This window comes from Streptomyces nymphaeiformis (assembly GCF_014203895.1).
Classification (GTDB): Bacteria; Actinomycetota; Actinomycetes; order Streptomycetales; family Streptomycetaceae; genus Streptomyces; species Streptomyces nymphaeiformis.
The window spans coordinates 440,010-466,663 of the sequence record NZ_JACHJY010000003.1 but is presented as its reverse complement, the minus strand read 5'-3'; the positions used below and the strand labels follow the sequence as shown (position 1 = coordinate 466,663).

The 26,654-nt window shown below is 72.1% G+C and carries 20 protein-coding genes and 1 riboswitch; of the genes, 7 read left to right on the top strand and 13 right to left on the bottom strand.

The genetic code is table 11. The features are described 5' to 3' along the window. Positions 1 to 46 precede the first annotated feature (46 nt). Both GGE06_RS12280 and GGE06_RS12275 read right to left on the bottom strand, forming a co-directional pair. On the bottom strand, positions 47 to 1,495 hold the full coding sequence (locus tag GGE06_RS12280; protein ID WP_184930847.1) for an FAD-dependent oxidoreductase: 1,449 nt from the start codon (positions 1,493 to 1,495) through the stop codon (positions 47 to 49). Continuing rightward, the gene (locus GGE06_RS12275) at positions 1,492 to 2,955 is read right to left on the bottom strand and encodes an FGGY family carbohydrate kinase (RefSeq protein ID WP_116165685.1); all 1,464 of its coding nucleotides are present in this window, start codon (positions 2,953 to 2,955) and stop codon (positions 1,492 to 1,494) included. Before GGE06_RS12275 ends, GGE06_RS12280 begins: the two co-directional genes overlap by 4 nt. Positions 2,956 to 3,257: 302 nt before the next feature. Here GGE06_RS12275 and GGE06_RS12270 point away from each other — a divergent pair, with 302 nt between their 5' ends. Further along, on the top strand, positions 3,258 to 4,232 hold the full coding sequence (locus GGE06_RS12270; protein WP_116162729.1) for a hypothetical protein: 975 nt from the start codon (positions 3,258 to 3,260) through the stop codon (positions 4,230 to 4,232). 72 nt (positions 4,233 to 4,304) lie between these two features. Then, positions 4,305 to 5,837 (top strand): amino acid permease, encoded by a 1,533-nt coding sequence (locus GGE06_RS12265; protein ID WP_181924721.1) that lies wholly within the window; start codon positions 4,305 to 4,307, stop codon positions 5,835 to 5,837. A 78-nt stretch (positions 5,838 to 5,915) separates the two neighbouring features. Here GGE06_RS12265 and GGE06_RS12260 read toward each other — a convergent pair whose 3' ends face one another. Beyond that, positions 5,916 to 6,674 (bottom strand): GntR family transcriptional regulator, encoded by a 759-nt coding sequence (locus GGE06_RS12260; protein WP_184930846.1) that lies wholly within the window; start codon positions 6,672 to 6,674, stop codon positions 5,916 to 5,918. Positions 6,675 to 6,858: 184 nt separating this feature from the next. On the opposite strand from GGE06_RS12260, the gene GGE06_RS12255 reads away from it, so the two are divergent. From GGE06_RS12255 to GGE06_RS12245, 3 genes are all read left to right on the top strand, one after another. Continuing rightward, positions 6,859 to 8,199 carry a DUF2252 domain-containing protein gene (locus GGE06_RS12255; RefSeq protein ID WP_116162733.1) on the top strand — a complete coding sequence of 447 codons (1,341 nt, stop codon included), beginning with the start codon at positions 6,859 to 6,861 and terminating at the stop codon, positions 8,197 to 8,199. A 436-nt stretch (positions 8,200 to 8,635) separates the two neighbouring features. Beyond that, entirely contained in the window at positions 8,636 to 9,976 is a 1,341-nt protein-coding gene (locus GGE06_RS12250; RefSeq protein WP_312883117.1) for an alpha/beta fold hydrolase, read from the top strand. 12 nt (positions 9,977 to 9,988) lie between these two features. Continuing rightward, complete coding sequence (locus tag GGE06_RS12245; RefSeq protein ID WP_116162737.1) at positions 9,989 to 11,584, top strand: alpha/beta fold hydrolase; 1,596 nt, start codon at positions 9,989 to 9,991, stop codon at positions 11,582 to 11,584. 49 nt (positions 11,585 to 11,633) lie between these two features. Here GGE06_RS12245 and GGE06_RS12240 read toward each other — a convergent pair whose 3' ends face one another. The 10 genes from GGE06_RS12240 to dhaK all read right to left on the bottom strand — a co-directional run bounded on the left by GGE06_RS12240 (position 11,634) and on the right by dhaK (position 21,184). Continuing rightward, positions 11,634 to 13,028, bottom strand: a complete 1,395-nt coding sequence (locus GGE06_RS12240; RefSeq protein ID WP_116162739.1) for an NAD(P)/FAD-dependent oxidoreductase — start codon at positions 13,026 to 13,028, stop codon at positions 11,634 to 11,636. A 134-nt stretch (positions 13,029 to 13,162) separates the two neighbouring features. Beyond that, positions 13,163 to 13,702, bottom strand: a complete 540-nt coding sequence (locus tag GGE06_RS12235) for a PadR family transcriptional regulator (protein ID WP_116162740.1) — start codon at positions 13,700 to 13,702, stop codon at positions 13,163 to 13,165. Between the two features lie 46 nt (positions 13,703 to 13,748). Continuing rightward, positions 13,749 to 15,770, bottom strand: a complete 2,022-nt coding sequence (locus GGE06_RS12230) for an NADPH-dependent 2,4-dienoyl-CoA reductase (RefSeq protein ID WP_184930844.1) — start codon at positions 15,768 to 15,770, stop codon at positions 13,749 to 13,751. Positions 15,771 to 15,921: 151 nt separating this feature from the next. After that, positions 15,922 to 16,791 (bottom strand): energy-coupling factor ABC transporter ATP-binding protein, CbiO family, encoded by an 870-nt coding sequence (locus GGE06_RS12225; protein WP_184930843.1) that lies wholly within the window; start codon positions 16,789 to 16,791, stop codon positions 15,922 to 15,924. A 14-nt stretch (positions 16,792 to 16,805) separates the two neighbouring features. Further along, the gene (cbiQ, locus tag GGE06_RS12220) at positions 16,806 to 17,555 is read right to left on the bottom strand and encodes a cobalt ECF transporter T component CbiQ (RefSeq protein WP_116162749.1); all 750 of its coding nucleotides are present in this window, start codon (positions 17,553 to 17,555) and stop codon (positions 16,806 to 16,808) included. Between the two features lie 5 nt (positions 17,556 to 17,560). Then, the gene (locus GGE06_RS12215) at positions 17,561 to 18,109 is read right to left on the bottom strand and encodes an energy-coupling factor ABC transporter substrate-binding protein (protein WP_184930842.1); all 549 of its coding nucleotides are present in this window, start codon (positions 18,107 to 18,109) and stop codon (positions 17,561 to 17,563) included. Further along, positions 18,106 to 18,804: an energy-coupling factor ABC transporter permease gene (locus GGE06_RS12210; RefSeq protein WP_184930841.1), complete on the bottom strand. Its 699-nt coding sequence runs from the start codon at positions 18,802 to 18,804 to the stop codon at positions 18,106 to 18,108. Before GGE06_RS12210 ends, GGE06_RS12215 begins: the two co-directional genes overlap by 4 nt. A 29-nt stretch (positions 18,805 to 18,833) precedes the next feature. Further along, positions 18,834 to 19,039, bottom strand: a riboswitch (cobalamin riboswitch). Between the two features lie 78 nt (positions 19,040 to 19,117). Then, a complete protein-coding gene (locus GGE06_RS12205) occupies positions 19,118 to 19,531 on the bottom strand; it encodes a PTS-dependent dihydroxyacetone kinase phosphotransferase subunit DhaM (RefSeq protein WP_184930840.1) in 414 nt (137 codons plus the stop codon). A gap of 14 nt (positions 19,532 to 19,545) precedes the next feature. Then, positions 19,546 to 20,178 carry a dihydroxyacetone kinase subunit DhaL gene (gene dhaL, locus GGE06_RS12200; RefSeq protein ID WP_181924723.1) on the bottom strand — a complete coding sequence of 211 codons (633 nt, stop codon included), beginning with the start codon at positions 20,176 to 20,178 and terminating at the stop codon, positions 19,546 to 19,548. Positions 20,179 to 20,191: 13 nt separating this feature from the next. After that, positions 20,192 to 21,184 carry a dihydroxyacetone kinase subunit DhaK gene (gene dhaK / locus GGE06_RS12195; protein ID WP_116162759.1) on the bottom strand — a complete coding sequence of 331 codons (993 nt, stop codon included), beginning with the start codon at positions 21,182 to 21,184 and terminating at the stop codon, positions 20,192 to 20,194. Positions 21,185 to 21,704: 520 nt separating this feature from the next. Here dhaK and GGE06_RS12190 point away from each other — a divergent pair. Both GGE06_RS12190 and GGE06_RS12185 read left to right on the top strand, forming a co-directional pair. Beyond that, a complete protein-coding gene (locus tag GGE06_RS12190; RefSeq protein ID WP_312883116.1) occupies positions 21,705 to 25,136 on the top strand; it encodes an AAA domain-containing protein in 3,432 nt (1,143 codons plus the stop codon). Then, entirely contained in the window at positions 25,129 to 26,526 is a 1,398-nt protein-coding gene (locus GGE06_RS12185; protein WP_184930838.1) for a phospholipase D-like domain-containing protein, read from the top strand. The genes GGE06_RS12190 and GGE06_RS12185 overlap by 8 nt, the downstream gene beginning before the upstream one ends. Positions 26,527 to 26,654: the final 128 nt, after the last annotated feature.

Genomic DNA, 26,654 nt, shown 5'->3' with positions numbered 1-26,654 from the left:
CCTCCCCGTACCGCACGGCTCACCGCGCCGCCCCGCACCGCACGTCTCACGGCGCTCCCTTCCCGTACCGTCCCGCGCTCCGCCCTTCCCTCGGCCCCTCCTCGAACAGCGCCCGTACCTCGGCGCCGCAGTGGTGGCCCTGGCAGCGGCCGCCTCGGGCGCGTGTCCTGCGCCGCAGACCGTCCAGGCCGCCTGGCGGGATCGTGGACACGAGCGCGGCCCGGATCTCGCCCCGGGTCACCCGCTCGCAGTGGCAGACGATCGTGCCGAACTCCGGGTCGCGGGCGATGAGTTCGGCGTCGCGGTACGGGCGGGGGAAGGCCTCGCCGAGGTTCGGCATGCGGACCGGGGCGAGCGGGCGGGCCGGCCCCGGGTCGAGGCCGCAGTCAGCGAGGAGGCCGAGCACGTGCTCGGCGATGGCGAGGGAGGCGGTGAGCCCGGTGGAGCGGATCCCGCCCACCGTCACGTACCGCAGTGCGGGGTGCGCGGCGATCCGGTAGTCCTCCTGCCCGGTCGCGGCCCGCAGCCCCGCGTACACGGCGGTGACCTCCTCGTCGAGGAGCGCGGGGAGGATCCGGCCGCCCTGCTCGCGCAGCCCGGCGAGGCCCTCGGCCGTCGTGCCCGTGGCGGTCTTGTCGTCGAGGTCCTCGGCGGTGGGCCCGAGCATGACGTTCCCGTACACCGTCGGCGAGATCAGCACGCCCTTGCCGAGCGCCCCGGGTACGGGCAGCAGGATGTGCCGGACCAGGTCGCGGGCGAACTTGTCGAAGACGAGCAGCTGGCCGCGGCGCGGGGTGACGGTGAAGTCCTCCCGGCCGACGAGCGCGTCGAACGCGTCGGCGTGGAGGCCGCAGGCGTTGACGAGCAGGCGCGTCCGCAGCACTCCGCGGCGGGTCACGAGGCGGTGGTACGGGTCACCCGGACGCACCTTCTCCACCCGGCAGTTCAGATGCAGGTCGACCCCGGAGCGGACGGCCTGCGTGGCGTACGCGAGGGTCGTCGTCCACGGGCAGATCACCGACTCGCCCGGCACCTCCAGGGCGCCCAGCGCGCCGGGACCCAAGTGCGGCTCCCGCGCGGCGAGTTCGGTGGCACCGAGGAGGCGGGTGGTGCGGTGGCCGTTGCGTTCCGCCTTCTCCGCGAGACGGGGGAGCGTCGCCCGCTGCTCCTCGTCCCAGGCGACGAGCAGCGCCCCCAGCGGCTCCACGGGGATGCCGGCCTCCCGGGCGTACGCGCCGAGGAGCCGGTGTCCCTCGCGTACCAGCCGGGCCTCCAGGGTGCCCGGCGCGGCGTCGAAACCGGTGTGGAGGATGGCGGTGTTGGCCTTCGAGGTGCCGTCGCCGACGTCGTTCGCGGCCTCCATGAGCGCGATCCGCAGCGGGTACCGGGCCAGGGCGCGGGCGATCGCGGAACCGACGACCCCGGCGCCGACGACCACGACGTCGTACTCCGAGGCCTCACCGGTGGGAAGCGGCCCGGTCCGCGTGACGCTCACAGGGACCCGCTGCCGATCGCGCCGTCCGACCGCTCCACCAGTGCCGACACCTCCGCGCGGAAGCGCCCGAGGCGCGTCGCCGCCTCGTCGGCCGAGATCCGGGGCTCGTACACGGCCGAGGGCTTCCACTCCGGCACGGCCTCGCGGAGCGTGAGTCCCGGCCGGTGTCCGAGCCGGGCGACGGCGCCCACTCCGAGCGCCGTGGCGTCGGGCAAGGACGAGACCTCGACGGGGAGTTGCAGCAGATCGGCCTGGGTCTGCATGAGCAGGGCCGACCGGGTCAGGCCGCCGTCGGCGCGCAGCGAGGTCAGCGGCGCGCCCCGGTCGGAGGCGGCGGCCGCGGCGAGCTCCACCACCTGGGCGGCGATGCCCTCGCACAGCGCGCGCACCAGATGGCCGGGTCCGGTGTCCAGACCGAGGCCGGTGAGCGAGCCGCGCACGTCACCCCGCCACCAGGGCGCGGCGAGGCCCGCGAACGCGGGGACGAAGGTGACGCCGCCGGTGTCCGGCACACTGCCGCCGACCGCGTCGAGCTCCCCGGCCCCGCCGATCACGCCCAGGTCGGTGAGCCAGCGCACGGCCGAGGCGACGGTGTACACCTGGCCGTCGAGGCAGTGGGTGACGCGCCCGCCGAGCCGCCAGGCGACGCAGCTCACCAGTCCCGAGGCGGCGCGGCGGGGCTCGGGGCCGGTCTGCGCGAGGAGGAAGGCGCCGGTGCCGTAGGTGCACTTGGCGGCGGCGGGGTCGTCGGCGCTCTGCGTGAGCAGCGCCGCCTGCTGGTCCACGAGCAGCCCGGTGAGCGGCAGGGCGGGGCCGAACGCGGTGGTGGTGCCGACCGGGGTGTCGCAGTCGACGACCCGGGGGAGCGCCTCGCCGCCGAGTCCGTACAGGTCGAGGGCGGTCTCCGACCAGGCGACCGTGTCGAGGTCGAGGAGACCGGTGCGTCCCGCGGTCGCCGCGTCCGTGACGAACGCGCCCGTGAGCCGGTGGACGAGCCAGGCGTCGCTGGTGGTCACGACGCCGGCGCCGGTGGCGTGGCGGCGGATCCAGGCCATCTTGGGTGCGGCGAAGTAGGGGTCGACCGGAAGGCCGGTGAGACGGCGCAGCTCCTCGGCGTGGGCGTCGAGACCGGCGCAGACTCCTGCCGCCCTGCGGTCCTGCCAGACGAGGGCGTCGGTGAGGGGTTCCCCCGTGGCCGGGTCCCAGGCGAGCACGGTCTCGCCCTGGTTGGCGAGGCCCACGGCGACGACGGGCACGTCCGCCCCGGCGAGCGCCGCGCGCCCGGCGGCGACCACCGAGTCGTACAGCTCACGCGGGTCGACCTCGACCAGGCCGCCGGGGAGGTAGCGGGGCCGGACGGGTGCCGTGCCGGTGCCGACGACTCCGCGCTCGGGGCAGAGGACGAGGGCCTTCGTGCCCGACGTGCCCTGGTCGACGGCGAGTACCGCTCCGCCCGACATCCCGCTGCTCCCGTCGCTCGACCGCTCCGTGATCATCCGATCACCGAAAAGGGTCAGGGTGCCGCCGCCGGAGGCCTTCGTCAAGCCCCGGGGGGCGAGCACGTCAGGTCGCCACGCATACCTGACAGTAAGTCAAATTCAGTCGTTGGCTTAATAGTTACTGTCACAAAAGAAAGTGGACCGGTCACGTCCAGAGCCCTCTATAGTGATCGCCGATCAACGGCCGGGACGCCCGCCGGGGGACTGACCACCCCCTCCATCCACCGAGGACCCATGTCACCCACACCACGCCCCACCCCCTGATGGCCGGACACGGATTCCGGCCCGTCTACCACCCCGCCGGCCATGACCACGCCCTGCGCAACGCCGTCCAGGACTTACGCACCGGCCGATGGGTGTCCATGGCGCGGCTGCTCGACGAGACCTCCGACTGGGACGCCTGGACCCGGCGCACCCAGGTCCTCGCCGCCGTCGCCGCGGGCAGTGACGTCGTCCCCATCTGGCGGGCCGAGCAGCCCGAGAGCCTCGCCGCCGCCGTGATGCACAGCCGGGTCGCCGTCGAGCGCGCCGTCCGCGCCCACCGCGCGGGCCACGCCCGGACCCGGGAGCTCTGGCAGGAGGCCTGGGCCGCCTGTCGCGAGGCCTCCGAGCGGTCGCCCGCCGACCCCGTGCCCTGGATCGGCCTCATCGCCCTCGCAGCGCTCGACGGCGGCCGGCGCATGGCCGAGCACCGGCTCACCCCGCCGGCGCCCATGCTGCCGCCCGGCCCCTGGGGCCTGCTCGCCGAGGTGGAGAAGCGCGACCCGCACAACCGCGAGGCCCACCACCGCATGCTGCAGTTCGTCTACGCCCGACGGACCGGACCCCTCTCCGAGGCCGTCAACTACTGCTACTGGGCCGCTGGTTCGGCGCCGGTCGGCTCCGCCCTGCACGCCCTCCCGCTCTACGTCCGCGTCGAGCGCTACCGGCGCGAGCGCGGCCACGAGCGCGCCCTCGACCTCCACTGGGTCGCCGAGGACGCCGTACGGGACGCCCAGCGCGCCCTGGACACCTGGTTCCTCTTCTGCGCCACCGACGAGGCCTCGCTGCTCGACCTCAACCACCTGGCGCACGCCCTCTTCGGAGCCCTCCGCTTCGCCGACGCGGCCCGCGTCTTCGAGGCCCTCGGCCCGTACTACACGACCCTCCCGTGGGCCTACCGCACCGATCGCCCGGACGACCGCGCCCTCGCCGAGGAGGTCTTCCTGCGCGCCCGCGCCCGCAGCCTCAGCGGCTGACGCGCCCGCGCCCCCGGCGCCCCCTCGCTTCCACCCCCCACCCCCGCTCCCCCCGTCCCCCGGAGGTCCCCCATGGCCCGCACCGACGCCCCCCTCGACGCGATACGCAAGCCACCGCCGTCCCAGGACGAGGAGGCGAGACTCAGAGAGCTCGGCTACCAGCCCGTCCTCGCCCGCCGCATGGACGGCTTCGGCAACTTCGCCATCAGCTTCTCGGTCATCTCCGTCCTCTCCGGCTGCATGACCCTCTACGGCTTCGGCCTCGGCACCGGCGGCCCCTCCGTCATGCTGTGGGGCTGGGCCGGCGTCGGACTCTTCGTCCTGTGCGTGGGCCTCGCGCTCGCCGAGGTCACCAGCGCCTATCCGACCTCCGGCGCGCTCTACTACATGGCCGACCGGCTCGGCGGGCGCCGCTGGGGCTGGTACACCGGATGGCTGAATCTGCTCGGTCTGCTCGGCGCCATCGCCGGCATCGACTACGGCGCCGCCCTCTTCACCGGAGCGTTCCTCAACCTCCAGTGGGGCTTCGTGCCGACCTCGGGCTCCACGTTCCTGATCTTCCTCGCGATCCTGCTGCTCCACGCCGGCCTCAACCTCTTCGGCGTCCGTCTGGTCAGCGTCCTCAACTCGGTCAGCGTCTGGTGGCACCTGATCGGCGTCGCGGTCATCGTCGGCGCGCTCGCGTTCGTCCCCGACCGGCACCAGTCCGTCGACTTCGTCTTCACCACCTTCGTCAACGACACCGGCTGGGCCAACCCGTTCTACGTCGCCGCGATCGGCCTGCTCCTCGCCCAGTACACCTTCTCCGGCTACGACGCCTCGGCGCACCTGTCCGAGGAGACGTCCAACGCCTCCGTCACCGCCGCCAAGGGCATCGTCCGGTCCATCTGGGTCTCCTGGCTCGCCGGCTTCGCGCTCCTCGCCGGGCTCACCTTCGCGATCCAGGACTACGCGGGCACGCAGAACAGCGCCACCGGCGTCCCGCCCGCCCAGATCTTCCTGGACGCGCTCGGCTCCGGCGGCGCCGCCGCCCTGCTGCTCGTCGTGATCGTCGCCCAGCTCTTCTGCGGCAACGCCGAGGTGGCCGCCGCGAGCCGCATGGTCTTCGCCTTCAGCCGTGACAACGCCCTTCCCGGCTCCGCGCTCTGGCGCAAGGTCAGCGGCAGCACCCAGACCCCCGTCCCCGCGGTCTGGCTCGCGGTCGGCGTGGCCGCCCTGCTCGCCGTCCCCTCGCTGTACTCGGCCACGGCCTACGGCGCGGTCACCGCGATCAACGTCATCGGCATCACCCCCGCGTACGCCATCCCGATCTACCTGCGGCTGCGGGCCGGGAAGCGCTTCGTCCCCGGCCCGTGGAGCCTCGGCCGCTGGAGCAGGCCGATCGGCTGGATCGCCGTCGTCTGGGTGGCGTTCGTGACGGTCCTCTTCTGCCTGCCGCAGAAGTCCCCGGTGAACGTCGACACCATGAACTACGCGGTCATCGCGCTCGCCGTCGTCCTGATCCTGGCCAGCGTCTGGTGGTACGTCGCCCGCCGCTCGTACGGCACGCCGACCGCGTACGGCACCGCCCGCGAGGAGGCCGAGATCGCCGAGGGGATCATCTGATCCCCCGCACCGCGACGGAATGCCCCGGCAGCCCCGCTGCCGGGGCATTCCTGCGTACGGAAGGTCCCCTCAGTCCCTTCAGGCGCTGAACTCGTAGGTCCAGGCCGCCGACTGGGCCGAGAAGTCGATGTCCGTGATCTCCAGGGCGTGCCCGTGCTGGTCGCTGACGACCCGGTGGACGACCAGCCGGGCCGCGCCGCCCGCCGTCGTCGCGGCCGGACCGGGCGGGACGCCGACCGACTCGCGGTGGGTGATCCGCAGCCCCGCCTGGTGCATCCAGTGGTACAGGAGCCGCAGGTCGGGCTGTTGGCGGCAGTCCCTGCCCCGGCGGTAGCGGGAGAGCTGGGGGATCTCGGCGAGGGCCGGCCGGGAGAACCAGGACACCGCCCGCTGGAGCGCCGCCCCGTGCGGCCCGAGGACCGTGTGCCGGTGGACGAGCGTGGGTTCCCCGGGGGTGAGCAGGAGCCGTGGCGCGAGGGGCGTGGGCGGCGGCTCCCAGGTGAGCGAGGCCCGTACGAGCGCCTCGGCGGCCTGCGGTCCGCCGGGGAAGGTCGGCCTGCGGGCCGTGAGCGCGGGCGCGGCCGGCTCCGGTTCCGCCTCCTCGGCGGCGGCGAAGGTGCCGCGCCGGTCGGTGACCACGAGCCTTTCGTCCCTGAGGAGTTGGAGCGCGCTGCGGACGGTCTGCCGGTTGACGTGGCAGCGCTGGGAGAGCGTGCGTTCCGACGGGAGCCGGCTGCCGGGGGAGATGCGCCGCTGGATGAGGTCCTCGCGCAGGGCGGCGGCGACCCGGAGGTAGAGCGGCACTTCCGTCACCGACTCGGATGCGGGCTCGGCCATGATCAACCCTCTCTTCGCTCAGCGTGACCGCGTGGGTCGGGTGGGTGATCAATTCCTATCATTGGTCTAAACCATTTAGCTAGGTCGGCCCGGCAGAGTGGCCGAAACGAGTGGCGGACCGTGTAATGAGGTACCAGGTGACCGGGCCGAGAACGTATCGGCGGGAGAAGGCGGGTGAGGCCGGATGACGACACCGTTGGAACGCGCCGCACGGGGCAAGGCGGCCCGCAAACGCGTCCCCCGCGCCGACCACGGCCGCTGGATACCCAGGTCACAGCGCCCCGACCCGCTCGCGGTCCTGGAGCGCGAGGCCCTGGACCGGCTGCCCGACCTCGTCCCCATCCGGTACGCCAGGATGTCCGTGTCCCCCTTCGCCTTCCTGCGCGCCGCCGCCGGCATCATGGCCGCCGACCTCGGCGCCGAGCGCCACACCGGGCTCACCGTGCAGCTCTGCGGCGACGCCCATCTCCTGAACTTCGGGGTGTACGCCTCACCCGAACGGACGCTCCTCTTCGACGTGAACGACTTCGACGAGACCCTCCCGGGACCCTTCGAGTGGGACGTGAAGAGGCTCGCCGCCAGCGTCATGGTCGCGGCCCTCCAGAACGGCAGCTCCAAGCCCAAGGCCCACCGCGCCGCGCTCGTCGCCGTCGAGTCCTACCGCACGAACATGCGCCGCCTCGCCGGCCTGGGCGAGCTCGAGGTCTGGTACGAGCGGATCTCCGCCGACGACATCCTCCACGTGGTACGCGGCGCGGACCGCGCCCGCCTCACGAAGCGGCTCGCCGGCGCGCGCCGGCGCACCAGCCTCCAGGCCCTCGCCAAACTCACCGAGAAGGACGCCGCGGGAAACCGGCACATCGTCGAGGACCCGCCTCTCCTCGAACGCGTCACGGACGTCGACCGGGTCACCCTCGGCAAGATCTTCAGCGACTACCGCAGCTCCCTCGCCGAGGAGCGCCGCGTCCTGCTCGACCGCTACCACTTCATCGACGCGGCCCGGAAGGTCGTCGGCGTCGGCAGCGTCGGCACCCGCTGCTTCGTCCTCCTCCTCGAAGGACGGGACGACGGCGACCCGCTCATGCTCCAGATCAAGGAGGCCGGCCGCTCCGCCCTCGAGCCGTACCTGCCGCCGACCGCCTACCCCCACCAGGGCCGCCGCGTCGTCTCCGGCCAGCGGCTCACCCAGGCCGCCAGCGACATCTTCCTCGGCTGGATGACGGGACCCGAGCAGCGCCACTTCTACTGGCGGCAGCTGCGCGACATGAAGGGGTCCGCCGAGGTGGAGAGCATGTCCCCGGCCACCCTGCGGGACTACGCGCGGCTCTGCGGCCGGGCCCTGGCCCGCGCGCACGCCCGCTCCGGCGACCGGATCGCCATCGCCGCCTACCTCGGATCCTCGGACGTCTTCGACCGGGCCGTCGCCGACTTCGCGCTCGTCTACGCCGGGCAGAACGCCGACGACTACGCGGCCCTCGGCGCGGCCATCGCCTCGGGCGTGGTGACCGCGGCCCCGGGCGGCTGAACTGCTCCGAGTGGAGCTCATGAGTGGTGGGTCTGCGGGCACGACCGCAGGCTGAGGGGCACAGCGCCCGTACAGAACTCTCCGTGGCGGGCCGAGCCACGCGGTGCCGCCCCGGTCGGGGCGGCCGTGGTCCCACAGAGAGACCCACCACATGACGCAACAAGGCACCGTACGAGCGCGCACCCGGCGCCCGTACGGTCGACGACGCTCCCGAGGCGCGCGCACCGGGCTCGCGCTCCTCACCGCCGGACTCACCCTGCTGGGTGCCGCCGGCACCGGCGCGGCGAGTGCCGCGCCCGAGGGACGCCCTTCGACACCGGGCAACACGGTGTCACCCCCCTCGTCCGGGCCCCGTCCTGGAGGCCCGGCGCGGTTCGTGCCCGGTCCCTGTCCGCAGACACCCGATCCGGTCCCCGGCCGGTGCGGCTTCCTCGAGGTGCCCGAGAACCGCTCCCACCACGGCCGCGGCCGGACCATCCGGCTGGCCGTCGCGATCATCCCGGCCACCTCGGCCAGGCCGGCCGCCGAGCCGGTGGTGTTCATGGAAGGGGGGCCCGGCGGCGACGCCTTCGACAACATCCCCTTCCTCATCGGCTCCGGGGTGAACCGGAACAACGCCCTGATCGTCGTGGCCCAGCGCGGCGGGCTCCACTCGCAGCCGAACCTCGCCTGCCCGGAGATCGACCGCTTCGGCGTGAAGGCCGTGGGGCTGCGCTACGACGCCCCCTCGACCGGCCGGGAACTGGTGCGCGCGGCGAAGGAGTGCCGACAGCGCCTGGCGGCCGCCGGAATCGACCTGAGCGCCTACAACACCACCGAGAACGCCGCCGACTTCGCCGACCTGCGCAGAGCGCTCGGCATCGACCGGTGGAACGTCTACGGGTACTCGTACGGCACCAACCTCGCTCTGACCTACCTGCGTCTGCACCCCCAGGGGATCCGCTCGGTGGCGATCGACTCGATCGCACCCCCCACGGTGGTGAACCTGCCGTGGACCTGGGACAGCGCCGCCGAGGGGATCGGGGAGATCTTCGCGGCGTGCGAGGCGCAGCCCCGGTGCAAGAGCCGCTACCCGCACCTCCGGCGCACGCTGGACGAGCAGGTCCGCCGCCTCGAGGCGCACCCCCTCACGCTCATGGCCCAGCCGCCGGCGGGCGGGAACCCGGTCAAGGTCGACCTCGACGGGGGCGCGCTGGTCAACATCCTGGTCGCCAACACCGTCAAGGCCGTCGACGTCCCCGCCGCGCTCGACGAACTCGCCCACGGAAACCCGGAGCGCTTCGCGCGGGCCCGCGCCATCGACGTGTCGACACCCATCGGCACGTTCGCCCACGGCCTGACGCAGTCGGTGGCCTGCGCCGAATGGGTGCCCGGCTATTCCGAGCGCGACCTGCTGAAGGCGGGCCGCCGCAACTTCCCCGGCTGGCCCGACACGGTCCTCGCCCAGGCCCCTCAGCTGCCCTTCGAGTACGACGTGTGCCGGGCGTGGAACGTCCCGGACCGCACCGCGATCCAGCGCGTGGCCACCTTCAGCAGGGTTCCGGCGCTCCTCCTCTCCGGAACCTTCGACGCGAAGACCGGCGCGAGCTGGGCCCACGTCGCGGCCGCCACGCTGCCGAACCCGACCTCCGTACGGATCCCGGGCATCGGCCACTGGGTGGTACCCCAGTCGCCCTGCGCGGCGAGCGTCCTCGGCTCCTTCCTGGCCCGTCCCACCGCGCCCGACACCGGCTGCGTGACAGGACTCCGGCCCCCGCCGTTCACCATCACCCCCTGACACGGAGACCCCATGACGTCCCTTCGACCACCCCACCACCGGAGCACCGCACGACGCCTTCCCGCCGCGCTGGCAGGGGCGACCGCCGGTGTCCTCGCCGCCGGACTCGTCGCGGCACCCGCCCACGCCGAGTCCGGCCCCGCGTCCCCGCTCGGCACGGTGGCCCGGACGGCGGGCCACGCCCGCTTCGTGCCGGGACCCTGCCCGAGGACGGCGGACCCGATCCCCGCCCTGAAGGACGCCCACTGCGGAACGCTCACCGTCCCCGAGAAGCGTGAAGGGCACGAGGGCCGGGGGCGCAGGATCACCCTCGCCGTGGCGATCATCCCGGCGGCCACGAAGCGGCACCCCGGCGACCCGATCGTGTGGCTCGCCGGCGGACCCGGCGACGACGCGGTGTCGGAGATCCCGATGGCGCTCAAAGGCGGCCTGAACCGCGACCGGGACCTGATCTTCATGTCCCAGCGGGGCACCTACTCGGCCGACCCGGAGCTCACCTGCGTCAACATCGACCAGTTCAACGCGCGCGCCCTCGGCCTCGTCTCCAACGCCCCGTCCACCGGCCGCCTCCACGTCCGGGCGACGCGGGAGTGCCGCGACCGGGTGGTGGCGCGCGGGGCCGACCCCAGCGCCTACGACGACACGGAGAGCTCCGCCGACCTCGCGGACCTGCGCAAGGCGCTCGGCATCCGGCAGTGGAACGTGTTCGGCATCTCCTACGGCACCGATCTGGCGCTCCAGTACATGCGCCTGCACCCGGAAGGCATCCGGTCGGTCGGCATCGACGGCATCCTGCCGCCTTCCCTGGCCGGCGGGGCCGTGACCTGGAAGGCCGCGCGAGAAGGCTTCGACGGCATGTTCAAGGCGTGCGCGGACCAGCCCGCCTGCAACACCCGCTATCCGCACCTGAAGGCCACCTTCGAGCGGCTCGTCGTCGACCTCGAGGCCCGGCCGGTCTCCACCACTGTCTCGGTGCCCGGTCAGCCGGCGCCGGTCAAGGTCGTGATCGACGGCGGAAACCTCGTGAACTGGCTGACGTCCGCCTCCCACGTGGCGGAGGGCGTGCCGCGCTCCATCGACGAACTGGCCCACGGCAACCCGCAGCGGATCGCCGAGCAGCTGGCGGGAGGCAAGTACAGCCCGGAGGCCATGGGGCGGACCTCCCACGGTCTCGTCTACGGCGTCTTCTGCCGGGAGTGGACCCCGTACGAGAGCCAGGAGGACATCATCCGGGGAGGGCGGCGCGCCTTCCCGTCCTTCCCCCGCTCGCTCCTCGCCAACGCCCCGCAGCTCGCCTGGCTCCACGACGACTGCCGTGCCTGGGACGTCCCCCCGGCGGACCCCTCGGTCCGTGACAGGACGGTCAGCGACATCCCGACCCTCGTCCTGTCCGGCGGCTTCGACTCCCAGACCGCGCCGAGCAACGGGGCGTACGTCGGCCGCACGCTGAGCCGGTCCACCGTCGTCACGGTGCCGTACGTCGCCCACGTGGTGTTCGCCGACTCGACGTGCGCGCAGACGATGACCGTCTCGTTCTTCGACAGGCCGACCGCGCCGGACACCAGCTGTCTCGCGGGCCTCAAGCCGCCCACGTTCGAGATCGGCTGAGCCGAGACGAGGGGTGGCGGTGGCGGGTCCACCGCCACCCGTCGTACCGCTAACCGTCCGTGCGGCGCAGCGGCGGCTCGACCGGAGACTCCGCCGCGGGCCCGAAGAGCACCGCCCGCGCCACGGCGGGGGCGAACAGCACCGTCATCGGGGCGGTCAGGGTGATCGCCCTGCGGAAGGCGGCGCCGACGACCGGGTCGCCCGCCGACCGCTCCTGCACCCGGCCCACGTACCAGCCGACCGCCTTGTCCAGCGCACTGGGCGCGTCCTCGGCACCGACCGCGCCGGGCATCTTCTTGTCGGCGCCCGTGGAGACGTCCCACGCCTGCCGGGAGGCGTCGAGGAGGGCGCGCTGTACCCGCCGGGTGGTGGGGGTGCGCTTCGGGTCGGCGAGCGCCCGGCGCAGGGCGACCGCGGAGATCGCCGCCACCGCCATGCCCTGTCCGTAGATCGGGTTGAAGGCGCAGAGCGCGTCGCCGGTGGCGAGGAAGCCGGCCGGGCGGCGGCCCGGACGGTCGTACCGGCGCCGGATGTTGGCGGTCTTGCGGAAGCCGTACACCGGGGACGCCGGCTCCGCCTTCGCCAGCCACTCGCTGATCACCGGGTGCGGCATCCGCTTCGCGTACTCCTCGAACGCCCCCTCGTCCGAGGGCGGTTCGTTGCCGCGCAGCCCCGAGAGGGTCACGAGATGCGTCCCGTCGCCGCAGGGCAGCACGACGGCCCCGTACTCCTGGCGGGGGTTGGGCAGGATGAAGTAGCCCATGGCGTCGCTGTCAAGGACGCCCTCCGGGGCGCGGTAGACCCGGGTGGCGTAGGCGAGACCGGTGTCGATGGTCTCCTCGTGCGGCGCCTCGGCGCCGATCCCCGCCAGCCAGTCCGCCGCCTTCGTGGACCTGCCGGAGGCGTCCACGACGAGATCGGCCTCCAGGACGCGGGTCTCCTTCTCGGCGCCCGCGCCGCGCTCCCGCAGCCGCACGCCGCGGACGCGCGAGGAGTCGCCGGTCAGGCCCACCGTCTCGTGGCCCTCGAGCAGCTCGATCCGCGGGTCGGCGGACACCCGCTGCCTCACCAGCCACTCCAGCTGCGGGCGCGGACCCGAGTAGAAGTGCACGGTGGCGGGCAGTCGGCTCAGCCACTTGCCGTTCTGCCACTGGACCATGTCCTCGGGCACGCCCACCTTGGGCGCGCCGAGCTCCCGCAGCTCGTCCACGAACCCCGGCAGCAGCTCCTCGAACGCCTGCTGCCCGCCGGCGATGAGGACGTGCAGGTGCCGGCCCTGCGGGACGCCCGGCCGGGCCTCGGGCCCCTCCGGGTAGCGGTCGCGCTCGACGACCGTCACCTTCTCGGCGTGCTCGGCGAGTACCCGAGCGGCAAGCAGTCCAGCGAGACTTCCCCCGATGACCACCGCGTGACGTGTCGCGCGGCGGCCCAAGACGTCGGCCATACCCGCCCTTTCGTGTCGTGGAACTACAACTGACCAGTATCCACGCCGGTGCGGGCCGCGTCGCGCGCCCCGGGCCCCAGGCGCCCGATGTGGCCGAAGGCGGACCGTGGAGTGGCCGCCCGACCGTGGTCGGGCTACTCCTCCGGGCCGAGCTCCGCCAGCGCGCCCGTCAGCCATTCCACCCAGAACCGCTCCAGATCGACCCCGCCGCGCAGGACGAGGTGGCGCAGCCGGTCCGGTTCGGTGCGGCGGCGCTCCGCCGGGAAGTCCCGCGCCTCGATCGCGAGGTACTCGTCCAACTGCTCCTGGTGCAGCGCGAGATGGCGCTCCAGCTCGGCCCGGAGCCCGCTCGCGCCGACCATCGCCGCGGCCCGCATCCGCAGCAGTAGAGAGGAGCGGAGCGGCTTCGGGTCCTCGGACCGCGCGACCCAGTCGCTCAGCTCCGCCCGGCCGGCGGGCAGCACCTCGTACTCCTTCTTCTGCCCCCGCGCGGGCACCGGAGCGGGCAGGGCGCGGATGTGCCCCGCCTGCTCCAGCTTCCCGAGCTCGCGGTAGATCTGCTGGTGCGTGGCCGACCAGAAGTAGCCGATCGACTTGTCGAAGCGGCGCGTCAGTTCGAGGCCGGAGGACGGCTTTTCGAGCAGCGCGGTGAGGATCGCGTGCGGGAGGGACATGCTCGCATCCTAGGTTCGGCAGGCCACGGTGATCACGGAGCGGCCGTCACAGCGCGGCGGCGAGCCGGGTGCCCTGGTCGATGGCCCGCTTCGCGTCCAGCTCGGCGGCGACGTCCGCCCCGCCGATGAGGTGCGCCGGGCGGCCCGCGGCCACCAGCTCCTCGTACAGGTCGCGCTTCGGCTCCTGCCCGGAGCAGAGGACGACCGTGTCCACCGGCAGGAGCTGCGCCTCGCCGTCGATGGTCAGGTGCAGCCCCGCGTCGTCGATCCGCTCGTACGACACGCCCGCCACCATGCTGACGCCCCGGTGCTTGAGCTCGGTGCGGTGGATCCACCCGGTCGTCTTGCCGAGGCCGGCGCCGACCTTGGAGGTCTTGCGCTGGAGCAGGTGCACCTGGCGCGGCGGCGCGTTCCGCTCGGGCGCGCGCAGTCCGCCGCGGTTCTCGTACGAGGTGTCGACGCCCCACTGGCGGAAGTACGTCTCGGGGTCCTGGCTCGCGCCCTCGCCGCCGTCCGTGAGGAACTCGGCGACGTCGAAGCCGATGCCGCCCGCGCCGATGATCGCGACCCGGTCCCCGACCGGGGCGCCGTCCCGCAGCACGTCGAGGTAGCTGAGGACGCTCGGGTGGTCCTCGCCCGCGATCCCCGGCGTGCGGGGGGTGACGCCGGTGGCGACGACGACCTCGTCGTAGCCCTCCAGGTCGGTGGCCGAGACGTACGTGTTCAGGCGGACGTCGACGCCGCGCTCGGCGAGCTGGACGCGGAAGTAGCGCAGCGTCTCGTCGAACTCCTCCTTGCCCGGCACCCGCTTGGCGACGTTCAGCTGGCCGCCGATCTCGGCGGCGGCGTCGAAGAGGGTGACGGAGTGGCCGCGTTCGGCCGCCGCGACGGCGCAGGAGAGCCCGGCCGGACCCGCGCCGACGACGGCGATCCGCTTGGCGAGCCTGGTCGGGGAGAGGACGAGCTCGGTCTCGTGGCAGGCGCGCGGGTTGACCAGGCAGGAGGTGATCTTCAGGCTGAAGGTGTGGTCGAGGCAGGCCTGGTTGCAGCCGATGCAGGTGTTGATGGTCTCGGCGCGGCCGGCGGAGGCCTTGTTCACGAAGTCCGGTTCGGCGAGGAACGGGCGGGCCAGCGAGACCAGGTCGGCGCGGCCGTCGGCGAGGATCTCCTCGGCCACCTCGGGGGTGTTGATGCGGTTGGAGGTGACGAGCGGCACGGAGACCGCGCCCATCAGCTTCTTCGTCACCCAGGTGTAGGCGCCGCGGGGCACGGAGGTGGCGATGGTGGGGATGCGCGCCTCGTGCCAGCCGATGCCGGTGTTGATGATGGTCGCGCCGGCGGCCTCGATCTCCTTGGCCAGCGCGACGACCTCGTCGAGCGTGGAGCCGCCCGGGACCAGGTCGAGCATGGAGAGGCGGTACACGAGGATGAAGTCCTCGCCGACGCGCTCGCGGATCCGGCGGACGATCTCCAGCGGGAAGCGGACCCGGTTCTCGTACGAGCCGCCCCAGCGGTCGGTGCGCCGGTTGGTCGCGGCGGCGATGAACTCGTTGATGAGGTAGCCCTCGGAGCCCATCACCTCGACGCCGTCGTACCCGGCCTCCTTGGCCAGCTCGGCGCAGCGCGCGTAGTCCTCGACGGTCTGCTCGACCTCGGCGTCGGTCAGCTCGTTCGGTACGAAGGGACTGATGGGCGCCTTGAGCGGGCTCGGGCCGACGAGGCCGGGGTGGTAGGCGTACCGGCCGAAGTGCAGGATCTGCATGGCGATCCTGCCGCCCTCGGCGTGCACGGCGTCGGTGATCAGCCGGTGCTCGGCGACCTCCTCGGCCGTGGTCAGCTTGGCTCCGCCGTCCCACGGGCGGCCGGCCTCGTTGGGCGCGATGCCGCCGGTGACGATGAGCCCCGCGCCGCCGCGGGCCCGTTCCGCGTAGAAGGCGGCCATGCGCTCGAAGCCGTGCTCGGTCTCCTCGAGGCCGACGTGCATCGATCCCATGATCACCCGGTTGGGCAGGGTGGTGAACCCGAGGTCGAGCGGGCTCAGCAGGTGCGGGTACGGGGTCGGGGTCATGGGGGGCGCCTCCTCGCGCAGGGGTCGTCGACGTCAGTTCTAGGCGACCGCGCGCGGATTCTGCAACTAGTTGCAGAAGAATGGGGGAGTGATGTCTACTACTCGGTAGTAAAGGTGGGGCGGAGGCGTCCCCGCGACCCCGGCCCCGGGCTCACGCGGAGCGGCTCGGGCCGCTCGCCACCTCCGCCGCTGCCGCCCACGCGTCCAGGTCCTCCGGAGTGCGGGGCTCCGGCGCGCCCGCCGTCAGCAGACCGTGCGTCCGCAGGACGCGCGCCACCGACGTGCCCCAGGGGCGGCGCAGCCGGGCCGCGGCCAGCAGGTCGTCGTCCGCGAGCAGCTCGGCGACCGGGCCCGTGCGCAGACCGGCGGGGGAGAGCACCGCCGCCTCGTCGGCCCAGCGCAGCGCCAGATCCACGTCGTGCGTCGCCATCACCACCGTCGTCCCCGCCGCCCGCAGCCGCTCCAGGGCGTCGAGCAGCCGCTCCTGCCCGTGCGGGTCGAGCCCGGCCGTCGGCTCGTCCATGATCAGCACCCGGGGCCGCATCGCCACGGCGCCGGCGATCGCCGCCCGCTTCCGCTGTCCGTACGACAGCAGGTGCGTCGGCCGGTCCTCCAGGGCCACGATGTCCAGCGCCTCCAGGGCCTCCCGCACCCGGAGCCGTACCTCCTCCTCGGCCAGCCCCAGGTTCGTCGGACCGAACGACACGTCCTGGCCGACCGAGGCCGCGAACAACTGGTCGTCCGGATCCTGCACGACCAGCTGCACCGTGGTCCGCAGCCGGGTGAGCCCCTTCCGGTCGTACGTCACCTCGGCCCCGTCCAGGAGCAGCGACCCGCTCCCGCACCGCAGCCCGCCGCTGAGGAGCCGGAGCAGCGTCGTCTTGCCGCTGCCGTTGCGGCCCAGGAGCGCGATCGCGCGCCCCTCCGCCACCGCGAAGTCCACGCCCGACAGGACCGCGGGCCCGTCCTCGTAGGCGAAACCCGCCTTCACCAGCTCCACGACGGGGGTCGAAGACGTCACGGAAGTCAGGGAAGTCACGGAAGGAACCTTTCCAGTACGAGGGTGAGGGCGACGAGCCCCGCGAGGAGCACGCCCGTCGCCGTGAGGAACCGCCGGGAGACCGCGCACGCGGGCACCAGGACCCGCAGCGTCCCGTCGTAACCGCGCCCGGCGAGCCCCGACTGCAGGCGCTGCGCCCGGTCGAAGGCCCGCACGAACGTGGTCGCGCCGAGCCCGGCGAGCGAACGCCAGGTCGCGGCCCGGGTGGTGTGCCCGAGCCGGGCCGCCTGGGCCTGCCGGATCTTCGCCATCGAGTCGAGCAGCAGGAAGATGATCCGGTACATCACGAGCGCCACGTCCACGACGGGCGCCGGGACGCCCGCCCGGACCAGCCGGGGCAGCACGTCGGACACCGGGGTCGTGAAGGCGAAGAGCAGCACCCCGAGCGAGGCCGAGGCCGTCCGGAGGAGCAGCTCGACCGCGTGCGCGGGGCCGTCGGGCGCGAGGGCGACGAGGCCTCGCGGACCGCCCACCTCGAAGAGCAACGGAACGGCGCCCGTGACACAGAAACCGAGGGGAATGCGGAAGGCCCGCCACAACTGACGGCCCGGCACCCCCGCCGGACCGAGCAGCACCGCGAGCGTGGCCGCCGCCACGAGCACCGCGCCCGGCCACGGCGGCAGGCCCACCGCGCACAGCGTCAGGCCGAAGCCGAGGAACGCCTTCTCCAGGGGATGACGGCGGCGCCAGCGACTGCTGTGCGCCGCCGCGTCGATCGGCAGCATCGGCGCTACGCGCCCGATCCGTCGACCGGCGAGGAACCGGCGCCACCAGCTTCCGCACCCGGCGCGCGGGCGGCGGTAGCGCCGGCACCGGAGTCCGCCCGGGCGCCCGCCGTACCCGTACCGGAGTCCGCACCGGCGTTCGCCACACCCGTACCGGAGTCCGCACCGGCGTCCGCCACACCCGTACCGGAACCGCCGCCGTCGGTCGCCTCGTCCTTCGCGACCGTACCGGTCCGCCCCGCCGCCTCCGCGGCCCTCGCCGCGCCCTGGCGGCGGCCGCGGCGCAGGCCGAAGTAGTAGGCCAGGACACCGGCGCCGATCGCCGCCTGGAGGGCGAACAGGGCCGACTCGATCTCGCCGGAGGGCGGCTCGTACAGCGGGCTGAACCACGGCTTGTAGTCCGGCCGGATCTCCGTGATCGCGGTCTGCGCCTCCCCGTCGGACCCGCTGAACGGCTGCTCCTTGTCGTCCCCGAGGCCCAGCGCGAGCGGCAGGACCGCGAGCGCGGCCACGAGGAGCAGCAGCAGGGCGTTGATCTTCGTGTTCCGGCTCATCGCGCGGCCGCCTCCTCGTGCCGCTCCGCCCGCGGCCGGGCGAGGACGCCGAGGCGCGTCAGCTCGCCCTTGCTGGACTGGGTGAGCAGCCGCATCACGAGCACGGTCAGCAGGCCCTCGCTGACCGCCAGCGGAATCTGGGTCACGGCGAAGATCCCGCCGAACTTGGCCAGCGCGCCGGGCACACCGCTGCCGGGGTCGGGGAACGCGAGCGCCAGCTGCACACTGGTGACGCAGTACGTGGACAGGTCGGCGACGAACGCGCCGAAGAAGACGGCCACCATCAGGGGCGCGCCGAACCGCCGGAACAGCCGGTACGTCCCGTACCCCGCCCACGGCCCGACGATCGCCATCGAGAAGGCGTTCGCGCCGAGCGTGGTCAGTCCGCCGTGCGCGAGCAGCAGGGCCTGGAAGAGCAGGGTGATCGTCCCCAGGACCGCCATGATCGGCGGCCGGAACAGGATCGCGCCCAGCCCCGTACCGGTCGGATGCGAACAACTTCCCGTCACCGACGGCAACTTGAGCGCGGACAGGACGAAGGTGAAGGCGCCGGAGGAGCCGAGCAGCAGGGTGGATTCGGGATTCGACCGCACCTCGCGGGTCAGTGCGCGCACCCCGTGGACGACGAACGGAGCGGCCGCGACGCCCCAGGCGGCGGCGTGCACAGGGGGCAGATACCCCTCGGCTATATGCATGATCGGGAGACCCTCTCCAGCACCTCGTGGATGGACAACGCACCCTGGCCGGTCTCCTGGCTGACGGTCATGCGGCCCGACTCCGCCTTCCCACACCGCCGCGGTCTCCCGTGGCGGTCCAGTGGCTTCCCCGGGGTGTTCCCCCCGGGAATGGAGCCGGACCTCCCGATCACAGTGGCGAGGGCCGCACCGGTACTGCACCGGTTTCCCGTACACCAAGGCCCTGCGACATTAGTGCGTTGACCTGCGGATCACAACACGGCCACCACGCGCCGCGTCCTCCCCGTCACTCCCCGCACGTGCGCCCCGCCGCTCACTCCTTGCGGTACGCGTACGCCTCCGAGGCCGCCGCCGCCACCGCGTCGAGATCCCCGCCGGCGCTCGCCGTCACCAGCGCGGCGACTGCGCCCTCGACGAACGGCGCGTCCACGAGCCGCGCGCCCTCGGGCAGTTCGTCCCCCTCGGCGAGCAGCGCCTTCACGGTGAGGACCGCGCTGCCCAGGTCGACGAGGAGCGCGACCCCGGCACCCCGGTCGACGGCCTTCGCGGCCTCGCAGATCAGCTCGCTGCTCGTCCCGAGCCCGCCGTCCGGCGTCCCGCCCGCGGGCAGGACCGGTGCGAGGTCCCCGCCGCCGGCGAGCCCGCGGGCGAGCTCGGCCACGGCCGCCGCGACGGCGGCACTGTGCGAGACGAGCACGATGCCGACGGGAGCCGGAACCGCGCTCACCTGAGCGGAGCCCCTCACACCCCCTCCGCGCGCGCGGTGTCGGCGAGCGCCGCGAACAGCAGCGCCGAGGACGTCGCCCCCGGATCCTGGTGCCCGATCGACCGCTCCCCGAGATAACTGGCCCTGCCCTTGCGCGCCTGGAGGGGTACGGTCGCCAGGGCACCCTTCTCGGCGGCGGCGCCGGCCTCCTCGTACGAGCTCCGCAGCCCCTCCACGGCCGGCACGAGCGCGTCCAGCATCGTCTTGTCGCCCACCTGGGCACCGCCCAGCTGCGACACGGCGGCCACACCGGCGCCGAGCGCCTCCGCCAGCCGCTCCCGGGTGACCTCCCCGTCCTCGCCCAGGGCCTTCCCGGCGCGCCGCAGCAGCGTCCCGTACAGCGGTCCCGAAGCACCGCCGACGGTGGAGATGAGCTGCCGCCCGGCGGTGGTGAGCACCGCGCCCGGAGTCGCGGGAGGCTCGTTCGCCAGGGTCTCCGTCACGGCGGCGAAGCCCCGCTTCAGATTGGCCCCGTGGTCGGCGTCGCCGATCGCCGAGTCCAGCTCGGTGAGCCGGTCCGCCTCCCGGTCGACGTCCTCGGCCACCGCGGCCAGCCACCGCACCAGGAACCCGGCGCCGAAGGTCTCCGTCACGTCGTCACTCCCCATGCCCATCCCCGTCTCACCGGCCCCAGCGCAGCGCAGGAGTCTGCACCGGAGCGTCCCACAGCCGCAGCAGCTCCTCGTCGACCTCGCACAGGGTCACCGAGCATCCGGCCATGTCGAGCGAGGTCACGTAGTTCCCGACCAGTGTCCTGGCCACGGGCACGTTCCGCTCGACGAGCACCCGCTGCACCTCGGCGTTGAAGCCGTACAGCTCCAGGAGCGGGGTCGCGCCCATCCCGTTCACCAGGGCGATGACCGGCCCGGACGGACGCAGGTCCTCGACGACGGCGTCGACGGCGAAGTCCGCGATCTCCCGCGAGGTCATCATGCCCCGCCGCTCGCGCCCCGGCTCGCCGTGGATGCCGATTCCCAACTCCAGCTCCCCCTCGGGGAGATCGAAGGTGGGACTGCCCTTGGCCGGGGTCGTACAGGCGCTCAGGGCCACCCCGAAGGACCGGGACCGCTCGTTCACCCGGCGGGCGATCGCCTCCACCCGCTCCAGCGGGGCGCCCTCCTCGGCGGCGGCGCCCGCGATCTTCTCCACGAACAGCGTGGCGCCGGTGCCGCGCCGGCCCGCCGTGTACAGACTGTCCGTCACCGCCACGTCGTCGTCGACGAGGACCCTGGCGACCCGGATGCCCTCGTCCTCGGCGAGCTCCGCCGCCATCTCGAAGTTCAGCACGTCACCGGTGTAGTTCTTGACGACGAACAGCACCCCGGCACCGCTGTCGACCGCCGCGGCGGCCCGCACCATCTGATCGGGCACCGGCGAGGTGAACACCTCGCCCGGACACGCGGCAGCCAGCATCCCCGGCCCCACGAACCCCCCGTGCAACGGCTCGTGCCCGGACCCGCCGCCGGACACCAGCGCCACCTTCCCGGCCACGGGCGCGTCCCGCCGCACCACGACACGCCGCTCCACGTCCACGGTCAACTCGGGATGCGCGGCGGCCATCCCCCGCAGCGCGTCGGCGACGACGGTCTCCGGAACGTTGATCAACATCCTCATGGATACCTCCAGGTGAGATTAGCAGGCAGGTTGCTCACCTGCGTTTTCGCAGGTCATGACAGGTGTGCCGGTTTGTCGATCTTGGCGGTCCGTGGCGCTTGCGAGCGGTTCCGTGCGGTACTGATGCTGACCTAATGCTGACTTTCCTGATGATGTGTCATGTTTGGATCGCGAGAGTGAGCTTTGCAAACGCGCATCGCGGAGCAATTATCGACGCAAGGATGCGAGTGCGCATCGATGCGCCACCCGTCGGATCCGGACGATCTCGAGCCCGGGGGTGCTCTGGGGCCCGGAGCCGTGGGGGCGAGTGTCGAGGTGGGCATGGTGAATGGGACAGTGCCTTCCGCGCGGCGACCGCCTGGGTCCGATGTGACTTGGTTGGCTGTAGAAGTGCCGTAGCGAGTCCTCAGAGAGACCATCACCTCTCCGCTCAACTCCATGCCTGGAGACGGAAAGAACTGGCAGGATGGTTCGTCTGGGGCGGGACGCACCGTTTGCGGTGCTGAGCGAGGAGTGGTGCGTGGGGGCACAGCAGTTGATCAACCATCGTTTCCTGCTGCTGCCCCAGGATCCGCGAGCCGGGGGGCTGTCTGAGGTCCGCAAGGCGGTGGACACCAGTGGTGCGGCTGGGGACTACGCGGCCGTGAAGCTGCTCAAGCAGCGCGACGACCAAGCCATCAAGACGTTCCTGTCGCGCGAGACCGACTCGCTCAAGGCTCTGCACCACCCGAACATCGTGCGAATGCTCGACTCCGGCTGGGACTCCGACCTCGGCCGGTACTTCATTGCGCTGGAATGGGTCGACCGCAGCCTCAAGGACGACATGACCGACGGCAGGCCAGTCGGTTGGACGTCGTTCTTCACCCGTACCGGCAAGCCGCTCGCGGCCGCTCTGGCCCACGCGCACGCGCTGCGGATCGAGCACAGGGACATCAAGCCCGGAAACGTCCTGCTCACCGAGGATGGCACGCCCAAGCTGGCCGACTTCGGCATCGCCAAGATTTGGTCCAAGGCTTCCGTCCTCACCGACGCAACGGTGGCGGAGTTCCGCTCCAACCTCTACGCCCCGCCCGAGCAGGAAGACACAATCCCCTACGTCCGGGACGTCTACGGATACGGTGTCCTCGCCATCCAGGTCCTCTCCGGCGGCAAGGCGCGGGACTATCCCGATCTCGCGGAGGTCCTCGCGGAGCTTGATCTCGACACGGAGGTCCGCTCGATCCTGCGGTCCTGTATCGACTTCGACCCCAGGAAGCGTCCCGCGAACGCGACCGTGCTCGAACAGCGCCTGCTCGAGGCCGAGCGAGTCTCCCACGACCAGCAGGCCCGCCGCAGCAACTTCGTATGGCTCAAACTGACCCGCCGTGCGGCCGAAACCCTGAGTAACGTTCCCGCTGGTACCGAGCCGGACTGGGACGTGGCGAAGTCCGAGGTCCTCGCAGACCTGGCCGGTACCGTCCACGCTGACTACGGACACAATCCGAAGACGGACGAGATCGACCAGGGCACCCTGCGGGTCTTCGGGCGCTCCTGGTTCCTCCGGCTCGTCGAGGACGAGAACCAGAGCGACCGGTGTGTGATCCTCGCGGCCGACGCCAGGGGCGAGGAGTGGATGGCCAAGCGGCGTGAGCGGTCGGCGCCGATCGGCCCGGTCCTCACCTGGACCTTCGACGACCCCGGTGAGGACCCCGCCTACGACGGCCTAACCTTCCTTCTCGAGCGACTGGACGAGCATCTGGTCCGACGTGAGGAAGCAGCCCGGGCCGACAAGGATCAGCACCTGGGCGATCTCTTCGGAGGCTGGCGCCGGCTGCTCGAGGCTCGCGAGGAGGTCGCGGCCGGCGGCCGGCAGAACCTCGAGTACGAGCGCGTCACGGGGAGCGGGCGCAACCGGGTCTTCCGCCTGGCCATGCCCACCACCGCCACCCTGGTCGGTGAGGAATGGTCCGTGGCCACCAATTCCTACACCCGGCCTCTCGACCGTGGCGAGGTCACCGCTCAGACCGATGACACCCTCACCGTCCGCTTCCGGCGCCCTGACACCGTCCTTCCCGGCAGGGGTGTCCTCCTGCCGTACCTCGGCCCCAGCCAGAACGCCCTGAACCGGCAGCGCGACGCCCTGACCAACGTCGCGGCGGGTCAGACGACGAACCCGGCCCTGCGCGAGATCATCGAGAAACCTGCGGTCATCACGGTCCGGCCGCCGGCGGAGATCACCCACTGGTCCCGCACCGATCTCGACAAGAGCAAGCGCGAGGTCGTCGCCCACGCGCTTGGAAGCCAGGACATGCTGCTGGTTGAAGGCCCTCCAGGAACGGGCAAGACGACCGTCATCGCGGAGATCGTCGAGCAGGCTCTCAAGCGCGACCCGCATGCCCGCATCCTGATCGTCAGCCAGACCCACATCGCCATCGACAACGCGTTGAAGCGCATCGAGGACGCCGGCATCGGCGGGCTGGTGCGCCTCGGCCGCCCCGATGACCCGCGCGTCGCCGCCAATGTGCAGCCGCTTCTCCTCGACAAGCAGGTGAAGCGGTGGACCCAGCAGGTCCGCACCCGGGCCGAGCGCTACCTCGACGAGATCGCCGCCCATAAGAACCTGAATGGCCGGCGCCTCAAGGCCGCGCTCATGCTGGAGGAGCTGGCCTCCGTCGCGGCCGACCTCGCCCACGTCATCCGGACGCTGGACGAGCTCACGGACCGGCCGGCACCGGACCGCACCACGTCCGCCCGCGAGCTCGGTGAGGAGCTGGTCTCGGCCCGGGACCGTCGTGACCAGCTCGTCGAGCAGCGCCGTGAGCTCTTCACCGCCGTCCAGCCCTTGCTCGCCGGCGAGATCACCCTCCGCGAGGAACTGAGCGCCGCCGAGGCCCGCGACGCGGTCGAGCTGCTGCTCATGGATGCTCCGGGCTCCGCCGGCCAGGAACTCATGCGGCTGCTCCGCCTCCAGGGCGAGTGGTTGCAGCGCATCGGAACCGACCAGAACCTGATCACCGCGTTCCTGCGCACCTGTCCGGTCGTCGCTGGCACCGCGCTGGGCTTCCTCGGTCACCCCGCCGCCCGTGACCTGGAATTCGACCTGTGTATCTTCGACGAGGCGTCCAAGGCCACCGCCACCGAAGCGCTCGTCCCTCTCGCCAGGGCCAAGCGCTGGGTATTGGTGGGAGACACCGCGCAGCTGCCCCCGGTCGACGAGGACCTGCTGCGCGACCCCAAGATCATGGCCGACCACCAGCTCGTCCCCGAGCTGGTTACCACCACGCTCTTTGAGCATCTCGTCCGCAACACCGAGTTCCCGGTCCGACACATGCTGCGCGAGCAGTACCGCATGACCCCGGCCATCGGGAAGCTGATCTCCAACTGCTTCTACCGCGACGAGCTCCTCTCCCTGAACGACCACGCGTTGCCCGGTTACGAGATCGTCGGCAAGCCCGTCACCTGGCTCGACACGTCGAAACTTCCCGGCCGTCGTGAGTCTGAGCGCAGCGCGACACAGACCAGCATCTCCAACCGCGTCGAAGCCCAACTGGCCGTGCGCCGTCTGGAGGTCATCGATCAGGCCATCGGCAAGAACGTCATCAAGGTTCCGGACGACCGGAAGCTCGACGTTCTACTCATCGCCCCGTACGGCCGTCAGGTCGAAGAGCTGGACCGCCAGCTGACCTACGCCAAGCTCAAGTACCTCACCGTCGAAGTGCTCTCTGTCGACGCCGTTCAGGGTCGCGAATGCGACCTCGCGGTCTTCTCAGTCACCCGGAGTAACACCCGTTCGGAGTTCGGCTTCCTCGGCCAGCCGTATTGGAGGCGCATCAACGTGGCTCTCTCCCGTGCCCGCTTCGGCCTCACCGTCGTCGGCGACGCGGCCTTCTGTCGCAGCACGCCCGGTGCCCTGCGCGACGTACTTGACTACATGCGTCACCACCCCGAGGAGTGCGAAATCCGCGATGCCTGACTTCAGCCCCGACAGCCTCCTCGCGGTCCGTTTCGACGACGCCCGCTCCGGCCTGGAGCTCGTCGCCGTTGTCGACGCCGCTCTGCCTGTGGCTCTCGTTACCGCCGATGTTCTCGCGCAGGACCGGAAGCGGCTGCCACTGCTAGACGAGTTCGTCCTGCGCCTCGTCAACAACAAGGTCACCACCGAGCAGGCCATCTCCGGCCTCCTGGGCGTGCCCGAGCGCATGGTCACCCAGACCGTGGCCCAGCACTTCTCGGACGACTACCTCACGTACGCCCGGCCCCTCGCAGGGGCAGACCTGGCCGACCGGAACCTGCGCCTGACCGGACGGGGAGAGCAGACCGCCCGCGAACTGGCCGCGATCACTCCTGTACGCGTCGAGCAACCGCTCGTCTACGACCAGCTGCTGTGGAAGGCCAGGCCCTACGACCGACACACCGTCATACCCCGTGGTCAGGCCGAGGAGCAGGACATGATCCTCCTGCCCGCCGCCAAGAGCGGACCGGTCGAGTCGGGCGACATCTCGGCCGCAGACATCAATGCTCTACTCCGGGAACGTGGCAACAACGACCGTGAAGTGCTCCAGGTCAGAGGCATCACGCAGACCAGGGCCCGTCGGGTGATCCCGGCTAAGATCCTCGTCTACTCGAACCCCGATCGCACCGACATCGAACTGGGCGTCGTCGTCGATGGCGAGCTCAGTCACGCGCACGAGCTCGCACTGATCACGGCCGGCGGAGCGAAGGCGCTCGGCATCACCGTGGAGCCCGCGCCCGAGCGGCCGATCCTCGAGCCCGATCTCGAGCAGGTCCGTGTCCCGCTCAGTGAGGTCACCCAGCGACGCGCCGAGCGAGCCGCAGCGCAGCTCAGTTCGTCGAGCCCGCTGTCCGCCGCTGTCTCCGATCCCGCGCCGGCGGAGCCGGAGATCCGGGCGATCGGCGTGTTCGAGCACCCCGACGTCCTCGACGAGGCACTCACCCACGCCCAGAACCGGATCCTGGTCATCTCGCCGTGGATCAAGCAGGCGATCATCACCACCGAGTTCCTGAGCAAGCTCGAGAACCGTCTCCGCAGCGGGGTCCGGGTGGACATTGCCTATGGCTATGAGGAGAACGACACCAAGTCGGATCCCATTGCCATCCGGCGGCTCGAGAACCTCGCCGCGCGCTACCCCGACAAGTTCGCGTTCTCACGCCTCCGGAGCACCCACGCCAAGGTCCTGGTTTTCGACGACGTCTGGGTGACCACAAGCTTCAACTGGCTTTCCTTCAAAGGCGACCGCAACCGCAGCTACCGCATGGAGGAGGGGAGCCTCATTCATGACAAGAAGCACGCGGACGCCAAATACCAGCGTTATCTCGACCTGATCGGACAGCAACGCCAATAGGTGGCGGGAGTGCGCGGTGATGTAGGCCGCAACCGGCGGTTGTCAGTGCGGCGACGAGCAGCCCAGGCAGCCGAAAGCAGGGAACGACGCTGAGGCCGCTCATTCCGGCAGGACAGGAGCGCTGGCGA

Excerpts from the sequence above, each read along its gene's own strand:
- GGE06_RS12275 (WP_116165685.1), bottom strand. The coding sequence starts at position 2,955 with ATGTCGGGCGGAGCGGTACTCGCCGTCGACCAGGGCACGTCGGGCACG.
- GGE06_RS12270 (WP_116162729.1), top strand. The coding sequence starts at position 3,258 with ATGGCCGGACACGGATTCCGGCCCGTCTACCACCCCGCCGGCCATGAC.
- GGE06_RS12265 (WP_181924721.1), top strand. The coding sequence starts at position 4,305 with ATGGCCCGCACCGACGCCCCCCTCGACGCGATACGCAAGCCACCGCCG.
- GGE06_RS12260 (WP_184930846.1), bottom strand. The coding sequence starts at position 6,674 with ATGGCCGAGCCCGCATCCGAGTCGGTGACGGAAGTGCCGCTCTACCTC.
- GGE06_RS12255 (WP_116162733.1), top strand. The coding sequence starts at position 6,859 with ATGACGACACCGTTGGAACGCGCCGCACGGGGCAAGGCGGCCCGCAAA.
- GGE06_RS12245 (WP_116162737.1), top strand. The coding sequence starts at position 9,989 with ATGACGTCCCTTCGACCACCCCACCACCGGAGCACCGCACGACGCCTT.
- GGE06_RS12240 (WP_116162739.1), bottom strand. The coding sequence starts at position 13,028 with ATGGCCGACGTCTTGGGCCGCCGCGCGACACGTCACGCGGTGGTCATC.
- GGE06_RS12235 (WP_116162740.1), bottom strand. The coding sequence starts at position 13,702 with ATGTCCCTCCCGCACGCGATCCTCACCGCGCTGCTCGAAAAGCCGTCC.
- GGE06_RS12230 (WP_184930844.1), bottom strand. The coding sequence starts at position 15,770 with ATGACCCCGACCCCGTACCCGCACCTGCTGAGCCCGCTCGACCTCGGG.
- cbiQ (WP_116162749.1), bottom strand. The coding sequence starts at position 17,555 with ATGCTGCCGATCGACGCGGCGGCGCACAGCAGTCGCTGGCGCCGCCGT.
- GGE06_RS12215 (WP_184930842.1), bottom strand. The coding sequence starts at position 18,109 with ATGAGCCGGAACACGAAGATCAACGCCCTGCTGCTGCTCCTCGTGGCC.
- GGE06_RS12210 (WP_184930841.1), bottom strand. The coding sequence starts at position 18,804 with ATGCATATAGCCGAGGGGTATCTGCCCCCTGTGCACGCCGCCGCCTGG.
- dhaL (WP_181924723.1), bottom strand. The coding sequence starts at position 20,178 with ATGGGGAGTGACGACGTGACGGAGACCTTCGGCGCCGGGTTCCTGGTG.
- dhaK (WP_116162759.1), bottom strand. The coding sequence starts at position 21,184 with ATGAGGATGTTGATCAACGTTCCGGAGACCGTCGTCGCCGACGCGCTG.
- GGE06_RS12185 (WP_184930838.1), top strand. The coding sequence starts at position 25,129 with ATGCCTGACTTCAGCCCCGACAGCCTCCTCGCGGTCCGTTTCGACGAC.